The organism is Streptomyces sp. NBC_01478 (genome assembly GCF_036227225.1).
Classification (GTDB): domain Bacteria; phylum Actinomycetota; class Actinomycetes; order Streptomycetales; family Streptomycetaceae; genus Streptomyces.
The window spans coordinates 10928760-10945765 of sequence record NZ_CP109444.1 but is presented as its reverse complement, the minus strand read 5'-3'; the positions used below and the strand labels follow the sequence as shown (position 1 = coordinate 10945765).

General features: G+C 69.7%; 16 protein-coding genes. 10 read left to right on the top strand and 6 right to left on the bottom strand.

Features of this window, described 5'->3' with window-relative positions:
* Window positions 1-33 precede the first annotated feature (33 nt).
* Window positions 34-1272, bottom strand: coding sequence for an ROK family transcriptional regulator (locus OG223_RS48585; RefSeq protein ID WP_329263685.1), 1239 nt, complete (start codon window positions 1270-1272; stop codon window positions 34-36).
* A 159-nt stretch (window positions 1273-1431) separates the two neighbouring features.
* Here OG223_RS48585 and OG223_RS48580 point away from each other — a divergent pair, with 159 nt between their 5' ends.
* Window positions 1432-2619 carry a Gfo/Idh/MocA family protein gene (locus OG223_RS48580; protein ID WP_329263683.1) on the top strand — a complete coding sequence of 396 codons (1188 nt, stop codon included), beginning with the start codon at window positions 1432-1434 and terminating at the stop codon, window positions 2617-2619.
* Between the two features lie 218 nt (window positions 2620-2837).
* Window positions 2838-3758 carry a sugar phosphate isomerase/epimerase family protein gene (locus OG223_RS48575; protein ID WP_329263681.1) on the top strand — a complete coding sequence of 307 codons (921 nt, stop codon included), beginning with the start codon at window positions 2838-2840 and terminating at the stop codon, window positions 3756-3758.
* A 73-nt stretch (window positions 3759-3831) separates the two neighbouring features.
* Here OG223_RS48575 and OG223_RS48570 read toward each other — a convergent pair whose 3' ends face one another.
* Entirely contained in the window at window positions 3832-4827 is a 996-nt protein-coding gene (locus OG223_RS48570) for a hypothetical protein (RefSeq protein WP_329263679.1), read from the bottom strand.
* Window positions 4828-4946: 119 nt separating this feature from the next.
* Window positions 4947-5153: a helix-turn-helix domain-containing protein gene (locus OG223_RS48565; RefSeq protein WP_329263677.1), complete on the bottom strand. Its 207-nt coding sequence runs from the start codon at window positions 5151-5153 to the stop codon at window positions 4947-4949.
* Window positions 5154-5174: 21 nt separating this feature from the next.
* Here OG223_RS48565 and OG223_RS48560 point away from each other — a divergent pair, with 21 nt between their 5' ends.
* A complete protein-coding gene (locus OG223_RS48560) occupies window positions 5175-5438 on the top strand; it encodes a hypothetical protein (protein ID WP_329263675.1) in 264 nt (87 codons plus the stop codon).
* A gap of 236 nt (window positions 5439-5674) precedes the next feature.
* Here the strand turns inward: OG223_RS48560 and OG223_RS48555 are convergent, their stop codons facing one another.
* Complete coding sequence (locus OG223_RS48555) at window positions 5675-5965, bottom strand: hypothetical protein (RefSeq protein ID WP_329263674.1); 291 nt, start codon at window positions 5963-5965, stop codon at window positions 5675-5677.
* 295 nt (window positions 5966-6260) lie between these two features.
* Here OG223_RS48555 and OG223_RS48550 point away from each other — a divergent pair, with 295 nt between their 5' ends.
* Together OG223_RS48550 and OG223_RS48545 are read left to right on the top strand one after the other, a co-directional pair.
* Complete coding sequence (locus OG223_RS48550) at window positions 6261-7700, top strand: hypothetical protein (protein ID WP_329263672.1); 1440 nt, start codon at window positions 6261-6263, stop codon at window positions 7698-7700.
* The gene (locus OG223_RS48545; protein WP_329263670.1) at window positions 7697-8839 is read left to right on the top strand and encodes an ARPP-2 domain-containing protein; all 1143 of its coding nucleotides are present in this window, start codon (window positions 7697-7699) and stop codon (window positions 8837-8839) included. Before OG223_RS48550 ends, OG223_RS48545 begins: the two co-directional genes overlap by 4 nt.
* A gap of 207 nt (window positions 8840-9046) precedes the next feature.
* Here the strand turns inward: OG223_RS48545 and OG223_RS48540 are convergent, their stop codons facing one another.
* Window positions 9047-9760, bottom strand: coding sequence for a FadR/GntR family transcriptional regulator (locus tag OG223_RS48540; RefSeq protein WP_329263668.1), 714 nt, complete (start codon window positions 9758-9760; stop codon window positions 9047-9049).
* Window positions 9761-10163: 403 nt separating this feature from the next.
* On the opposite strand from OG223_RS48540, the gene OG223_RS48535 reads away from it, so the two are divergent.
* Genes OG223_RS48535 through OG223_RS48520 form a run of 4 tightly spaced genes read left to right on the top strand, consistent with a single transcriptional unit; the run spans window position 10164 to window position 14590 of the window.
* Window positions 10164-11417, top strand: coding sequence for an aminotransferase class V-fold PLP-dependent enzyme (locus OG223_RS48535; RefSeq protein WP_329263666.1), 1254 nt, complete (start codon window positions 10164-10166; stop codon window positions 11415-11417).
* A gap of 37 nt (window positions 11418-11454) precedes the next feature.
* The gene (locus OG223_RS48530) at window positions 11455-12759 is read left to right on the top strand and encodes an ABC transporter substrate-binding protein (protein ID WP_443073878.1); all 1305 of its coding nucleotides are present in this window, start codon (window positions 11455-11457) and stop codon (window positions 12757-12759) included.
* Between the two features lie 20 nt (window positions 12760-12779).
* Window positions 12780-13757, top strand: a complete 978-nt coding sequence (locus OG223_RS48525; protein WP_329263662.1) for a carbohydrate ABC transporter permease — start codon at window positions 12780-12782, stop codon at window positions 13755-13757.
* Window positions 13754-14590 (top strand): carbohydrate ABC transporter permease, encoded by an 837-nt coding sequence (locus OG223_RS48520; protein ID WP_329263660.1) that lies wholly within the window; start codon window positions 13754-13756, stop codon window positions 14588-14590. The genes OG223_RS48525 and OG223_RS48520 overlap by 4 nt, the downstream gene beginning before the upstream one ends.
* A 164-nt stretch (window positions 14591-14754) precedes the next feature.
* Here OG223_RS48520 and OG223_RS48515 read toward each other — a convergent pair whose 3' ends face one another.
* Window positions 14755-15792 (bottom strand): LacI family DNA-binding transcriptional regulator, encoded by a 1038-nt coding sequence (locus OG223_RS48515; RefSeq protein WP_329263658.1) that lies wholly within the window; start codon window positions 15790-15792, stop codon window positions 14755-14757.
* Between the two features lie 256 nt (window positions 15793-16048).
* On the opposite strand from OG223_RS48515, the gene OG223_RS48510 reads away from it, so the two are divergent.
* Window positions 16049-16999: a dihydrodipicolinate synthase family protein gene (locus OG223_RS48510; RefSeq protein ID WP_329263657.1), complete on the top strand. Its 951-nt coding sequence runs from the start codon at window positions 16049-16051 to the stop codon at window positions 16997-16999.
* Window positions 17000-17006: the final 7 nt, after the last annotated feature.

The window sequence follows — 17006 nt, the reverse complement described above, 5'->3', positions numbered from 1 at the left end:
AAGGCCGCCGGTCCGCTGGGCGGACCGCCCGGCTCAGGGGGTGTCGCGCGGCCCCAGGAAGCGCCCGATCCCGGCCGGCGAGAGCAGGTGCTCGATGCCCAGCACCATCGCACCGACCATCGCCGCGTCCCGCCCCAACTCGCTGCGGGTGATGGACAGTTCGCGGGTGGCAAGCGGCAGGGCCTGCCGGTACACCACGCCCCGTACCGCGGAGAGCAGGTCGTCGCTGGCCTCGACGATCTCACCGCCGACCACGACATGACGCGGGTTCAGCATGTGGATGCACAGGGCGATCACCTCGCCCAGCGTGACCCCGGCGGCGCGCGCCGCGTGCAGCGCGTCCGGCAGACCGTCGCGCAGCCGTGTCAGGAAGTCCCGCATCGCGGCACCGTCCTCCGCCGCGTCGAGGGGCGGTTCGCCGGTCGCGGTGAGGCGCCGTGCGAGCGCCGCGGTGGACGCCACCGCCTCGACACAGCCGGCCTTTCCGCACCGGCACACCACCTCCTCGGCGCCCGGGGCCCGGATGTGCCCGATGTCTCCGGCCGCGCCGTCGGCGCCCCGGTGCAGCGTCCCGTCGGCGAGCACGAACCCGGCGCCGATGCCGGCGCCGACGGTCACGAACAGCACCGGCAACTGCTCGGGCGGCACCGTCCGGGCCTCGCCGAGCGCCATGAGGTTGACGTCGTTGTCCACCAGGACGGGGCAGCCGAGCGCCGTCCCGAGCCGCTCGGCCACCGGGAAGCCGTCCCAGCCCGGCATGATCGGCGGGCGGACGGCCATGCCGCGTGCCACGTCCACCGGGCCCGGCAGTCCGACGACCAGGACGCGAGGCCGGTCCGCCGGGACCTTCGCCTGTTCGAGCAGGTCGGTGAACTCGTCCACCAGGAGGTTCACGGTGGGCTCCGGGCCCTCGGCGAGCGGCCAGGGGAAGATCGTGTCGACGAGCACCCGCTGGGTCAGGTCGGTCACGACACAGCGCGTCGAGAAGGTGGTGAGGTCGGCGATGAGGACGACGCCCGCGTCCCCCGCGAGGCCGAGCCGCAGTGCCGGCCTGCCTCTTCCCCCGCCGCCGGCGTCCTCCCCGTGCAGCAGGCCCGCGTCCACCAGGTCCTGTACGTGCGTGTGGATCGAGGACCGTGAGAGCCCGGTGAGCCGGGACAGGTCCAGGCGGTGGGACGCCTCGCCGGCCGCGATCAGCCGGGCTATCTGGCTGCGGACCGCCTCGGGGTGACGGCGCGAGCCGGTGCCCGGTGCGCCCAATCGTGCTGCCACGTTCACTCCCCTGGAGACCGACGACACCAACGGACGATTAATATTCCAGAAACGACAATATTCAAAGGGCTTTCCTGACAGAAGTCTGGCTCTTACTGTTGGTCGCGGATGAGACCGGAACAGCGAGCTCCCGTACGGCACATGCCGAAAGGATCTTGCATGGCTGCCCCGACTGGGCACACCACACGCGTCACCGAAACCCCCGTACGACGTCCGCGAATCCCCCGCCCACGGGTCGCCGTCCTCGGCGCGGGCATGATCGCGGAAGTCCATGTCCGCAGCGCACGCGCGGCCGGCGCCGACGTGATCGGCGTCCTGGCCTCCTCCCCCGAGCGAAGCCGGGCGGTCGCACGCGACTGGCGGATCGACGTCGGCTACCCGGACGTCGACGCCGTCCTGAGCGACGACCGCGTCGACGTGGTGCACATCTGCACGCCCAACCACCTCCACGTCGCCCAGGCGCGCGACGCGCTGCTCGCGGGCAAGCACGTCGTCTGCGAGAAGCCGATCGCCACTTCGGCGGCCGCCGCGCGGGTGCTCGCCGACACGGCCGCGGCCTCGGGCCTGATCGCCACCGTGCCGTTCGTCTACCGCTACCACCCCATGGTCCGCGAGCTGCGGACCCGGGTCGCGGCCGGCGACTTCGGTCCCTGGCAACTGCTGCACGGTTCGTACCTCCAGGACTGGCTGCTCCCGCCGGGCAGCACCAGTTGGCGGGTGGACCCGGTGGCCGGGGGTCCGTCGAGGGCCTTCGCCGACATCGGCTCGCACTGGTTCGACCTGGTGGAGTGGGTGGCCGGGGTCAGGATCGCCGAGGTGCTGGCCGAGACCGCCACGACGGTGGCCGAACGGCTCGACGCCGGGGGCCCGTCGTTCTCCGTGGGGTCACCCGCCGACGCTGTACGAGTCCCGGTCACCACGGAGGACGCGGTCGGAGTGCTCGGCCGGACGACGGACGGGGTCCTGGTGTCCGCGACCGTGTCGCAGGTCTCGGCCGGCCGGAAGAACCGGCTGTGGTTCGAACTCGACGGCGCGGACGCCAGCGCCGTCTTCGACCAGGAGCTGCCCGAGTCCCTGTGGCTCGGCTACGGGAACCGTAGCGAGACCCTGGTCCGCGATCCGGCGTCCAACTCCCCTGCGGCGAACCGGCTTTCGCTCGTACCCGCCGGGCACGCACAGGGTTACCTGGAGTGCTTCGAGAACTTCGTCAAGGACACCTACGCGGCTCTGCGCGGCGAGGCCCCGGAGGGCCTGCCCACCGTGCTCGACGGTGTACGGTCCGCGCACCTGGTGGACGCGGTCCTGGCTTCGGCGGACCGGCGCGCGTGGACGTCGGTTCCTGGATAGGCGGCGCGCATGAACCACGATCCCCGGCTGATCAGCGCGCGTGGACCACGGCCCTCGGCCGGCCGGCGCGCGCGGACCGCTGTCCCCGACCGGCCTGCCCGCGCGAACCACACACCTCGACCGACGAACGCATGCGACTCCTTTCCCGCACCGACCGCCCCGTGTGCCCCCTCGCCCCGGCCGCCCTCCCCCGTCCCTCTCATCGAAGGAGCCGCGCCATGAAGCTCGGATTCCTGACCGCCTGCCTCCCCTCCCTGTCTCTCGACGAGATCGCCGGCTGGGCCGCGGCCGAGGGGTACCAGACCCTCGAAGTCGCGGTGTGGCCGGACACCGGCGGCCGCGACTTCGAGGCCTCCCATCTCCCGGTGTCGGCCTTCTCTGAGTCCGACGAGGAAGCGACCCGCGAACTGCTGCGCCGCACCGGCCTGGAGATCAGCTCGCTGGCCTACTACGAGAACAACCTGCACCCCGACCCCGCGACCCGGGAGGCGATCAGAACCCATCTCCGGCACGTGATCGACGTGGCGGCGCGGCTTGGCGTGGAGTCGGTCGGCACGTTCATCGGACGCGATCCGGGGCTCTCGGTGGTGGAGAACCTGCGCGAGGGCGAGAAGATCCTGCCCGAGCTGGTCGCCTACGCGGCGGATCGCGGCGTCAAGATCGTGATCGAGAACTGCGTGATGGAGGGCTGGCATCCCGACGGCTATCCGGGCAACCTCGCCTACTCCCCCGAGCTGTGGGAGTGGATGTTCGGGCTCGGCTTCTACCTCAACTGGGATCCCTCGCACCTCACTTGGATCGGCGTCGACCCCCTCACGACGATCGAGCCGTACATCGACCGGATCGTCCACACGCAGGCCAAGGACGTGGAACTCTTCCCCGCCAAGCGCGACCGGTTCGGCTTCTTCGGGACCGTGCACAAGGGCGACAACCCCTGGGAGACGGGCTGGTGGCGCTACCGGGTGCCCGGCCTGGGCGAGGTGGACTGGCGCCGTGTCGTCGACCGCTTCCACGAACTCGGCTACACCGGCACCGTCTCCGTGGAACACGAGGACCCCGTCTGGTCCGGAACCGAGGACAAGGTGAAGCAGGGCCTGCGCATCGCCCACCGGACGCTGCGCCCGCTCATCGTCGAGTAGGCGGTCGTGGAACGAGGCAGTGGGTGGTTCACGGGTGACCGTGAACCACCCACTGTCGGGCGCAAGAAGTGGATCAGCCGCCGTTCCTGCACATGGTGATCGAGCTGCACCCCCGGGAGTAGCCGTTCGCGGTGGGCGAGTCCAGCTCCGTGTTGTAGTTCCAGTCGGCGCCGCGGTCGGTGGCCGGGTCGTACGTGACGCGGGTCTGGGCGTGGTGCGGGTTGGCCACGAACTGGTCGTACTGGAACGTGATCGTGGACGGCACGAGGAGACCGCGGTTGTAGCGGGCGGTCATCGTGTAGATGCGGGCACCGGTGATCGCCCAGTTCGGGATGTGGCGGACGTAGGCCCACTCGTTCTGGGTGCGGTAGTGGTTGTAGAGGTCCGTGTTGCTGCGGATCTGGTCCGGGACGTACAGCGCGTTCCGCGCGAAGGCCGGGTCGATCGTGTAGACGAACGTGCGCGCGGTGATCGTGCCGCGGAGGCAGCGTTCCATGAGGTAGGGGCCGATCCCCGGAAGGATGGCGTAGGCGACGAGCCGTCCCGTGGAGCACTGGTTGTTCAGGGCGATGGAGGCCAGGTTGTTCACGCCCTGGCTGCGCGCGAAGTCGTCGGCGACGCCCCGCGTTCCCGAGGTCGAGATGTACTCGCTGTTCAGGGAGCGGTCACCCTGGACGTGGGACACGATGTCGGAGTTGGTGCCCCGGGACCAGAAGCCGGTGTTGAAGATGCCCTGGTTGTTGTCGGCGATCGGGGGGCGGGAGTCGCCGCGGTACAGGGTGGCCGGCATGGCCGCCTCCGCCACGATGTCCCGGTTGTGGAGGGTGGGGCAGTTCGACCCGGAGGAGGACGCCCCCGAGGAGGGGCCGCCCGGGCAGGGGTAGGTCTGGGCCTGGGCGGTGGCCAGCGGGCCGAAGAGGGTGGCGAGCAACGCCAGCACGGCGGCGGTCACGGTGGACGCGATCGTGTGCCTCACCCGGCGGGACCCGCCGGGGCCGTGGGTCGGTGCGGCGGTGGGATGCGGACGCGCTCCCCTGGTGAGGGGCGCCGTGACATCTGGTTCGGGCATGACTCTGATCTCCAGGTTCCGGGTACTCGCTCAACGCTTGGGCGACCCAGACTGCGCACCGCGGAGTTGTTGCGGCACCCCCTTCCACCAGGGAAATCAACTCCTTCAGCGCACCCGCGTCACTTCTTCGGCAGGCGATTCACGCTGAGGGCCAGGACCACCAGGGCCGCGCCCTCGGGGCGTCGGGGATCGCGGCCGGTGAGTTCGGCGAAGCGGTTGAGGCGTTGCTGGATGGTGTTCCGGTGGCAGTACAGGGCGGCGGCCGTGTCCGCGACGGAGCCGCTGCCCGACAGGTGCGTCTGGACGATCTCCAGCAGCCGGTCCACCTCCGCCGCGGGTGCTCCGGCGTGGAGGCCGCCGAACACATCGGCCGCGAGATCCCGGCCGAGGTCCCCGGCCCGGTGGACCAGGACGTCGAGCCAACTGTCCTCCAGGCGTTGCGGTGCGGTGACGTCGGGCGGCAGTATCTGCCCGGCGCACCCGACGGAGACGGTTCGGCGGTCACGGTCACGGGACCTCTCACCGAGATCTCGGCCTACCTGGCCGGCCGGCATCACGGCGCGACCACCGCCGAGGGAGCGGCGGTACCCACACTGCCCGCCTGGTTGTAAACGCCCGACCGCTCCGAACCGGTCGGGTTCCGAAGACGGCCTATCGCGTCTCGGCGTAGGAGACCTTGGAAGGCCGGGCGCCCGACGCGAGTGGGTCGCCTGCTCCAAGCCGTAGGCCAGATGCAGCAGTTCGCCCTGGTGACAGGCCAGTGCCATGAGTTCCGGCCCGACGGGCGGGCCCTCGTCGGTTGACCCGGCGGGAAGGCTCACCTACGGCATCCACCGTCGGTACCCGATCACCGTGTTGGTCGGGAACAACTCCACTGTGAAGAGCGCACTTCCTCACACGTCGGCGCCGCGATCAGCACGTCCGGGACGTGCAGCACGTCGAGCCCGTTCTCCGCCATGATCCCGATGCCGAGTCGCCGGAAGCGTTCGCGCGCCTCCAGTCGGCCGTAGTACGCAGGGTCCCCGGCCGGGGTGGCCGGGCCGGTTGCGATTCCGGCAGGCAGGCCGAGGCTGGGGTGCGCCCGGCCGTCGGTATTCATCTGAACAACTGAATCCGCGTGGATGACCGTGTCGACCACGCGGGCCCGGAGGTCGTCGCTCCCGAACATCTGGCGCGGCACGCCGATCCGCGCCTCGGCCGGCGCCGTACTGCCCAGGGCGTCGGCGTAGCTGCCGCGGTGCCGCCCGATGGCCGCGTCGACGCGTGCCCAAAGTCGGTGGAGGGCTTGTGGCCTGCTCTGTTACGGTCCTGGGGCCGGCCGCGGGACTTCGGTGCGACTTCCGGAACCTGCCTATGAAGCAATGATTCGCAGCTCGTGCCCCCATTCCCCGGCCGGCGTCCACATCTGCGGGGGACGACGGGGGAAGAGTCGGATGGATGCGTACGGGGACCTCATCGCGGCCGACGACGTCCTGCTCTTCGTCAACGCGGCGATCACCTCCACCGGCCAGCGCGAGTTCCACAGCGACGCGGGCGAGCAGCGACTGTCGTTGGACTTTCTCCACGCGTACATGCTGGGGAACTACCGCGATCTGTACGCCGGGGTCCTCGCGCTCGACGTCAACGACCACAACGCGGTCCTCGTCATCCGGCACCTGCTGGAGACGGCCGGTGAGGCCACCGCCGAGCAGCGGCGCAGCGAGGGCCGGCTGATCGCGGGCCGGCTGGCGACACTGCCGCCGCAGCGCGTGTACGGGCTGTTCGACGCCCTGCGCCGAGCCCGGGTGAACAACCGTCGCAGCCGCGCGATCATGCGTGACTGGCTGTCCGCCCGACCGGATGCGGCGTTCGACGCCGTGAAGTACCGCGGCGGCCTCAAGCGAGCCCTTCGCCACGCCCATCTCGCGCCCGCCACCGAGGAGTTGGGATCGTTCATGTTCGCGCCGCACACCCGCAAGCACTACGAGACGCCTCTCCTGGAGACCTGGCGCCGCGCTCACTACGAGCAGGCCGCACTGTACGACCTGCCCTACACCGCAGCCGAGGGTTTCGCCGCCAAGCACGGCATCCCCCGGAAGGCGTTCCTGGAGCGCATAGCCCCGAGGATGACCCGCCTGGAGACCCTGCGGCTGCGGGACTCCGCGCACCGGATCGGCGCCACCGGGATGCCGGCGGACCTGGCCAGGATGCCGCTGACCCGGCTGGCGACCTACGTGCTCTCCTTGCCGGTCGAGGATCGTCTGGGCCGACGCGCCGAGCTGACCCACGCCCTGGAATCGGCCGCCGGCCGGGTCGCCGGACCGCACCGGGGAAGCTGGGGCAAGGTCACCGCCGTACTGGACGACAGCTTCTCCACCTTCGGCTCGGTCCAGAAGCGACGTCGGCCACTGGCCGTCGCCCTGGCCTGCCACCATCTCCTCGCGGCCCTCGCCGACGACTACACCGGGCTGTGGACGTCCGGGCGGACCGACGCGCTGCTGGCCCGTCCCTACGGGCCGACGCCGTTGGGCCGTCGGATCCTGGACGCGCTGGACACCGCCCCGTCCCGACTGGTGATCGTCTCCGACGGCTGGGACAACGCACCTCCGGGCCTGGCCGGTGAGGTGCTGCGCGTCTTCAGGACCCGGCTCGACCCCGAGCGCCGCACCAGCATCGTGCACCTCAACCCGGTCTACGACGCCGCCGACTTCGACGTGCGCCGACTGTCCCCGACGGTGCCCACCGCCGGTGTCCGCGACGCCGAGGACCTTCCCGCACTCGTGGAACTCGCCCAGTTCGCCGAAGGCCGCACGGGCCTGGCCGAACTCATCACCTACATGGACACCCGGGCGACCCGCATGCTCGACGCCGCCCACCAGGAGCGGGCGCGATGACCACACTCGACCTCACCGGCCTGACCACCCGCCCCTCCCAGATCTGGGGCGGCGTCCGCCTCGTACCGCTCGTGCGCGACGAGCCCGTCGTCGACCTCCGTCTGAACGCACGGCTCTACGACGACGCGATCGGCCTCGTCGAGGTCGGCCCGCGACATGCCTACATCTCCTACGTCCCGCACGGCTTCGTCGCCACCTGGACCGGCGACGGCACACCGGCGGCCGCCTACGGCACCCAGCTCTCCGCCGATCGCGACGCGGTGCCGACCGCCACGATGGGCCTGCGCATCCACCGCAGAATGGCCCGCCGCCAGGCAAAGGACCGGCTGCGGTTCCTCCCCATGCACCTGGCCCTGGAGGGCTATCTCGCACTGCACTTCGGCGGCCCCACGATCGCCTGGGAGGAATGGTCCCAGCGCGCGATCCGCCAAGGACTCTCCCCGCGCGTCGAGGAGGCCTACGCGGGCGCCGAAGTGCGCGGCCTCGCCGACGCGTTGCGCGTCTTCGAGATCCACCCCGGTCAGTGCGGCGTGATGGTCTACGTCTCGGACGCGTTGGCGGCCGCGTTCGTGGTCCCGCATCCCGACGACTACCGGGCGCTGCACTCGTCGCTCCTTCAGGACCTGTACGGCGAACTGATCCACCACTACGCCCTGTTGATGCCGCCGGTACAGGACTTCCGAGCCCGCGTCCCCGACGCGCAGATCCGCTCCCTGGCCCATCTGCGCACGGCGGTCGCCGAACAGGAGCGCACCTGGGCGCAGTTCCACGACACCACCATGGCGGCCGAACTGCTGGAGCAGGAGCACACCTGGCAGTCGGTCCACCGGATGGGGCGTTTCACCCTCTCGCGCTTCCTGCCGCAGTTCCGCCCCAAGCAGGGCAACCACATCGGCGAGGCCATCACCGACGACAGGGGCCGCATCACCTACCTCAAGACATTCCGTCTGTCGGAGAGCCAGGTCCGCCGCGGACACCTCCTCGGCAGGCTCGCCGCCCACGACTGGCACCTGGCAGACACCGCAGCCGAACTCGGCCTCAGTGACGATCAGTTGGGACTACGACTGGACTCCGCCGGTTTCGGCTTCCTGCTCCGCCAGGACATCCTGGACGGATACCGAAAGCAGCGCCGCACCTGAGGCCCCCGCAACCCGCACGGGCACAGTGTTGTCACCGCCTGCGCCGACAGCCTCCCCGGCAACGCCTCTGGGCCGGGTTCCGTCCCGCGACCCCGGCTGCCTGCCCGAATCACCGGTCGGTCCACCGGCACGGCCCTGAACTGCCGTGACGCACTTGCCCGTTGGCCCCCGCTCCGCCAGCGGCTGCTCGCGTCGACCCGGCGTGGCCTATTCCTGGGCGGCGGGACTGCTGTCGGCGGCCGATTCCTGCCGGAGGAAGGCGGTGAGCCACTTCTCGGTGTGCGCCACGTGGGCGGAGGCCGCGCCCGCGGCGGCGACGGGGTCGCGGTTGGAGAGTGCCGTGGCGATCGCACGGTGGTCCTCGTCGCTGGCGCGCTTGATGTGCGGACCGTCGGGAAGCGTGAACACCTGATAGGAGCGGGACCGGGCGCGGAACACCCCGAGCAGCGAGCCGAGCGTGGGGTTGCCGCCGACCCGGGCGATCTCCGCGTGGAAGCTCTGGTCGAGGGCGGAGACCTTGTCCGGGTCGTCGGTCGCCTCCATCGCCTCGATGTGCTCGAAGATCGACTTCAGGTTCTCGGGGGTCATGCGGGCCGCCGCCTGCGCCGCCGCGTGGGCCTCGAGGATCCGCCGGATCTCGTACATCTCCAGCAGTCCGGCGAGCGGCAGGAGGTCGACGGTGAGCGACAGGCTGCCCACGATGTCCTCCGGCCGCAACTGCGACACGTAGGTGCCCGAGCCGTGCCGGGGCTCTATCACGCGCAGGGCGGCGAGCATCCGTACGGCCTCGCGCAACGACCCCCGGGAGACGCCCAGTTCCTCGCACAGCTCGCCCTCGGGGGGAATGCGCTGCCCTGCCACCAGACGGCCGGTGGAGATCATGTGCCGTAGCCCGTGGAACGCCTGGTCAACTGCGGACATTCGTCCCCTCCTGAGGATGCGGCCGCTTCGCTCGGCCTCCAGCAGCCTACAGAGTCATCTGATGAGTTGAGGCATCTCCCATCAAGTCATCCAATGACTTATTTCGAGGACGTAATCGGGCGGTCACGACGCCATCAAGCCGCACGAATCCGCACGGGCCGCGTCACGGAGTCCTGCCTGTTGGCATCTTTGCAGGTGAGCGACCATCTCGTGGACATCGACCGGCAGGATTCCAGCACCGGTCACCCCTCCGATTCGCGTGACCTTCTGATGTCGGCGACCCCGAACCCTTGCTCATCCAAGGGCGTCGATGCCACGATGCGCCGCAAGTCATCAGACCTATTTTGACGACCGTCCGATGTATGGGTCCACCGTCGTGGGCCGAGGAGATCGTGAGTCATACGTGAGCGAGCCCGCTGTCAGCACCGTCACCACCGCACCGCGCCCGCTGCTGCTCGCCGACGGCAGACCGGCGGGCGAGGCATGGTCACTCGACCCCGCGCACAAGCACCTCAACCATGGGTCGTTCGGGGCGGTCCCGCTGGTCGTGCAACACGAGCAGAACCGGCTGCGCGCGGAGATGGACCGCTCGCCGGGTGTGTGGTTCCCGGAGCTTCCGGCCCGGGTCGCGACCGCCCGGGCAGCGATCGCCGCGTTCCTGCGCGTCGCCACGGAGGATCTCGCCCTGGTGCCGAACGCCAGCGGCGGCGCGAGCGTCGTCTACGCGAACGTGCCCGCCAGACCGGGCGGGGAAGTCCTCGTGACGGACCACGGCTACGGCGCCGTGACCATGGGAGCGCAGCGCCTGGCCCGGCGCTGGGGCGGCACCGTCCGCACCGCGCACGTTCCGCTGGACGCGGACGAGGACCGGGCGTACGAGGCCGTGCTGGCCGGGATCACCGACGCGACGGGCCTGATCGTCCTCGACCACATCACGTCGGCGACCGCCCGCTGGATGCCGGTCGAGCGGATCGGACGTGTGGCGCGTGAACGCGGCATTCCGCTGCTGGTGGACGGCGCCCACGTCCCCGGTCTCGCCGAGGAACCACTCGCCGAGCTGGACTGCGACGTGTGGATCGGCAACCTCCACAAGTTCGGCTGCGCGCCCCGCGGTACGGCGGCGCTGGTCGCCCGCGGTCCGCTCCGCGACGACCTCCACCCGCTGATCGACTCGTGGGGCGCCCCGGAGCCGTACCCGGTCCGCTTCGACACCCAGGGCACCGTCGACGTCACGAGCTACCTCGCCGCACCCGCCTCCCTCGACTTCGTCGAGCACACCTGGGGCTGGGACACGGCACGCGCCTACATGAGGACGCTCGCCGACTACGCGGAACGAATCGTCGGCGACGCCTTCGCCGAACTCACCGGTGCGGACGGTGCGGTTGACGTCGGCATGCCGGTCAACGCGCTCCGTCTGGTCCGGCTTCCCGACGGCCTCGGCACCACCCATGCCGACGCCGACGCCCTGCGCGACCGCGTCGCCGCGGAACTGGGCGTCGAGGCCGCCTTCACCAGCTTCGGAGGCGTCGGTTACCTCCGGCTGTCGACGCACGTGTACAACACGGCGGCCGACTTCGAGTACTTCGCCGAGCACTGCGTTCCGGTGCTCGGCGCATGGGCCCGCACCCAGCACGTCGCACACCTCGCATCGCAGTGATCCACCACAGCACGTCAGAAACCGGGAGAGCACAGTGTTGAACAGGAGAAGGGCAGCGGTCGCCCTCGGGCTCGCCACCGCGTTGTCGGTGTCGGGCTGTGCCGTCGGCGGCGGCTCGGGCGCGAGTGACGGAACCGTCACGCTGCACATGGTCGAGAGCCTCACCAACCCGGCCCGTACGGCCGTGTTGAAGACCCTCATCGACCGGTTCGAGAAGCAGAACCCCAAGATCAAGGTCGACCTGATCTCGCCGCCCACGGACACCGCGGACCAGAAGATCCAGCAGATGCTCCAGTCCGGCAGCGGCATCGACACCATGGAGGTCCGGGACATCACCGCCGGCCCTTGGTCGACCAACGGCTGGATCTACGACATGAGCAAGGACCTCAAGGACTGGAGCGGCTGGGACGCGCTGACGGACAACGCTGTCAAGTACTCCAAGGACGCCAAGAACCGGACGTACTACATCCCGTACGGCTTCTACGGCCTGAGCCTGTACTACCGCACCGACCTGGTCTCCAAGGCCGGCTTCACGGGCGCGCCCACCAGTTGGGACGAACTGCTCACGCAGGCCACCGCCATCCAGAACCCCGCCAAGCGCCAGTACGGCTACGCCTTCCGCGGCGGAACGAACGCCAACAGCAACGCCGTCGCGGTCATCGAGGCGTACGTCGCCGACAAGATCGACCGTGAGAACGGCTTCAAGCTGACCAGCGGCAAGACGATCTTCTCGGCGCCGGAGGCGCTCACCGCCCTGGAGACGTACTTCAAGCTCTTCAAGAAGGCGTCACCGCCGTCGTCCGTCGCCTGGGGCTACCCGGAGATGGTCGAGGGCTTCTCCAACGGTTCGACGGCCTTCCTCCTCCAGGACCCCGAAGTGATCGCCACGGTCGGGGAGTCGAAGACGATCACCAAGAAGCAGTGGACCACGGCCCCGCTGCTGACCGGCCCCAGCGGCAAGGCAGTTCAGCCGGTGGCGACCGCGGGCTGGGGCATCGCGTCCGCCAGCAAGCACAAGGCGGAGGCCGAAAAGCTGATCGAGTTCCTCTCCGAGGGGGACGCGGCCAGCACCTTCGACAAGAAGAACAGCCTGGTGCCCATCCTCAAGAGCTCCGCCGACGACACGTTCTACAAGACGGGCGCCTGGGCGAGCTACGTGAAGATGACCGAGAACCCGGACACCTACATCACGGTCACCCAGCCGCGTAACTCCTCCTGGTGGACCGAGTGGATCCAGAAGTCCGACTCCGAGATCCAGAAGGTGCTGCTGGGCAAGATGACGCCGAAGCAGCTCCTGGCCGACTGGAACACCTACTGGACCGACAAGTGGAAGAGCCAGTAGGGCTGGTGGGAAGGCCGGACGTGAATCCCACAACGACCGACGCGGGGCCCCGGCAGGTCGCACCGCCACCCGCGAAGACCTCGACGCCCGCGCCCCCGCGGTCGCGCAGGCCGGTCTTCACCGGACGCCGGGGCCTGAGCATCGCGGCGTTCATGGCCCCGGCCGCCGTGTTCGTCGCGATCTTCGTCTACTACCCGATGGTCGCGGGCGGCCAGATGGCCTTCCGCAACTGGAACCTCAACGACCTCACCGACACCTCCTGGGTCGGCCTCAAGAACTTCCGGGAGATCCTGGCCGACCCGGTCTTCTACACGGTCCTCGACAACACCGCGGTCTGGGTGGTCGGTTCGATCGTGCCGCAGTTCGTCATCGGGTTCGCCATCGCCCTGTGGCTGCGCCGGCGCTTCCGCTTCCGCGGGCTCTACCAGGCGCTGATCTTCTTCCCGTGGGCGATCTCCGGGTTCCTCATCGGCATCCTGTTCCGCTGGATGTTCAACAGCGAGTTCGGCGTCGTCAACGACCTGCTGGAGAAAGCCCACTTGATCGACACACCGATCCCGTGGCTCGCCGACCCGAAGACCGCGATGACCGCCGTCGTGATCGCCAACATCTGGTACGGCGTCACCTTCTTCACCATCATGATCCTGGCCGCACTCCAGTCGATCCCCGACGAGATCTACGAGGCCGGCGCGATCGACGGCGCCGGGAAGGTCCGTACGCTCTTCCAGATCACCATCCCGTCCATCCGCGGGACGCTGGCGCTGACGGTCCTGCTCCGGGTCATCTGGATCTTCAACTTCCCCGACATCATCTTCGGCATGACGGGCGGAGGTCCCTCCAACGAGACGCACATCGTCACGACTTGGATGATCTCCATCACCCAGCAGGGCGACTACGGGAAAGCCTCGGCGCTCGGTCTGATCGTCGTCGCCATGCTCATGGTCTTCTCGGTCTTCTACCTCACGGCCACCCGGGAGCGGAACGGAAAGGCGTCATGATCAACAAAGAGTCCGCCGCCGGACGCACCGTGCGCATCACGTTCCTGACGGGCTGGCTGCTCGTCACGGTTTTCCCGCTCTACTGGATCACCGTCACCTCGTTCAAGAGCCCCGGCACGATCTTCAGTCCCACGATCGCGTACTGGCCCCAGCACTTCTCGCTGGCCAACTACACCGGGCTCTTCGAACAGGCGCAGTTCGGTGTCTACCTCACCAACAGCCTCGTCGTCGCGACGGTCGCCGGCGGGGTGGCGACCGTCATCTCGCTCCTGTCGGCGTACGTGCTGGCGCGCTTCGAGTTCCGGACCAAGTCCGCGCTCCTGATGGCGGCCCTGGTCACCCAGATGATCCCGTCGTTCATCGCGCTCGGGCCGCTGTACATGCTGATGACGACGCTGCACCTCGTCGACAACCGGCTCGGGCTGATCCTCGTCTACATCGCGGTCTGCATCCCCTTCTGCACGGTGATGCTCCGCGGGTTCTTCGAGAACGTGCCGGACGCGCTGGAGGAGGCCGCCATGATCGACGGCTGCTCACGGCTCGGGGCACTCTTCCGGGTACTGCTGCCGGTCATGCAGCCCGGCATCATCGCCGCGTTCATCTTCAACTTCGTCAACTGCTGGAACGAACTCTTCCTGTCGGTCACCCTCATGAACAGCGACTCCAACAAGACCGTCCCCACCGCGCTCAACGGCTTCATCTCCAGCTTCAACATCGACTGGGGCTCGATGTCGGCGGCCGCGGTGCTCACGATCGCACCGACCATGGTGCTCTTCGCCTTCGCCAGCCGCTACATCGTCCAGGGACTCACCTCCGGCGCGGTCAAAGGATGACCGGCACTCTCCCGCCCCGCGACCAGTAGGGATCCAGGCACCTGCTGCCGCCCGGGCTTCCCCACCGGACGGCCGTCCGCCCCGCTCCGGCCGGACACCCTGCGCATCCCCGCGGCCGCCTCCCTCCTCCACGCGCAGACAGGTCGGCCTACCGGGAACCGCCATCACTCCGGCGGACGCGGGGCCGTGGTCGAGTCACGTACGACCAGCCGGGAGCCGACGCGGATGAGTCGGCCGACGCCCTCCTCGCCGGGGTCGCCGTGGTCGGGGCGGCTGTCGATCCGGCGCAGCAGTTGCTCCGCGGCGAGCTCGCCGAGGTCGCGGGCTCCGTTGTCGACGACGGTGATCGGCGGGTGCCAGTAGGGAAACCAGGGGGCCTCTTCGTGGCATACGAGCGAGAGCTGCTCCGGCACCTGGACCCCGAGCTGCACCAGGGCTCCGAGCACCCCGAACGTCGCTTCGTGGTTGGCGCTGTACAGCGCGGTGGGCCGGTTGTCCGCGCCCATCAGCCGCATGGCCGCCTCCGCGCCGAACGGCACGGTGAACGGACCTCGCGCGCACAGGGCGGGGTCGGGTTCGAGTCCGGCGGTGGCCAGGGCCGCGGTGAATCCCGCGTAGCGGTCGCGTCCGGAGTCGACGCCGGGCGGGCCGCCGATGAAGGCGATGCTCCGGTGCCCGAGGTCGAGCAGATGGCGGACGGCCAGTTCGGCGCCGTCCCGGTCGGCGGCCATCACGGAGTCGCCGGGGGCGCTGTCGGGCGTGCGCATCAGGTTGACCACGGGGATGCCGGCCGCGCTCACCTCCCGGACCGTCGCGGTGTTGTCGCCCGTGCCCACGATGATCAGGCCGTCGACGCGATGGTCCAACAGCATGTCCAGGTAACGGCGTTCGCGTGCCGGGTCCGAGTCGGTGACGCACAGCAGCACTTGGTAGCCGCGTTCGTCGAGCCGTTGCTGGAGCACCTCGGTGATGCGGTGGAACGAGGCGTTCACCAGGTTCGTTATCACCAGCCCGACGAGGTTGCTGCGCCTGGTGCGCAGTCCGCTGGCGATCCGGTTGGGGCGGTAGCCGAGGCGTTCCGCCGCGGACTGCACCGCGCGCTTCGTCTGTGCGCTGACCCGGCTGGAGCCGCTGAGCACCCGCGAGGCCGTGCTCTTGGAGACCCCTGCCGCCTCGGCCACCTGGTCCAAGGTGACGGCCACCGGCCCACCCCCGATCATGAAATCGATCCCATACGGCCCTTCTCAAACGCCGAGCCGTGATCGCCATCATGTCAGACACGGTCGAGTCGGTGGCGTAAACAATGCGTTTCGCCAGCAGTTTCCGGCCAGAACGAGGTTGACCGCCCCCTCCGGCCGATGTCACGGTGCTGTGCAATCGATCCCACAGAGTGGTCCCACAAGGCGACGTCCTGGCGGGACGTCCTGACGGGACGGACACTCGATCGGAGCACACACGATGCACACTTCCGGCGCCGCTCCCTGGCGCGGCTACTGGCCGGCCGCACCCACCCCCTTCGCCGCCGACGGCTCCCTCGACGAGGACGCCTGGCGCGCACTGCTCGGGCTGTACGCGGAGCACGGCGTCCACGGGGTCCTGGTGAACGGCACGACCGGCGAGTGGTTCTCCCAGACCCCCGAGGAGCGCCGCCGGGTCGCCGAGATCGCGGTCGCGGAACTCTCCGGACAGCTACCGGTGGTGATCGGCTGCGGCGCGTACACCGCCGCCGAGTCCGCCCGCTACGGCGAGCACGCCCGCTCGATCGGCGCCGACGGCATCCTCACCACCCCGCCGCCCTACGTCCACCCGAGCCAGGACGAGATCCACGCCTTCTACGCCACGCTCGCCGGGGCGGTCGACCTGCCGCTCATGGTCTACAACTGGCCGCGCGGCACCGCCGTGGACATCACGGTCGACACCCTGGCCAGGCTCGCCGAACTCGACACCGTGGTGGCCGTCAAGGACAGCTCCGGCGACGAGCTGAAGGTCGCGGACACCTGCGCGGCCCTGGCCGGCAAGGTCCAGGTCTTCGGCCGCTTCATCCACCGCCGGGGCATGGCCGTCATGGCCGAGTTCGGCGGCGCCGGAAACATCGACGGCGGCGGCCTCGGCGCCCCCTTCGCCGTCCCCTTCTACGAGGCCTACTGGGCGGGCGACTTGGCCCTCGCCCGGGAATGGTCGGCACGCTACGAACGGCTTGTGAACCTGCTCGTCAACGACGACTACAGCTCACGGTTCGCCTCACCCACCTCGCAGCTCAAAGCCGCCATGCGGCTGCTCGGGCAGCCCGGAGGGCACGTACGCCCCCCGCTGCTCCCCCTGGAGGACCCGTCCGCGCTGACCGCCCTGTCGGCGGCGCTCGACGAGGCCGGGCTGCACCCCTGTTCCACCAGCACCGGAAAAAGGTGAACCGACC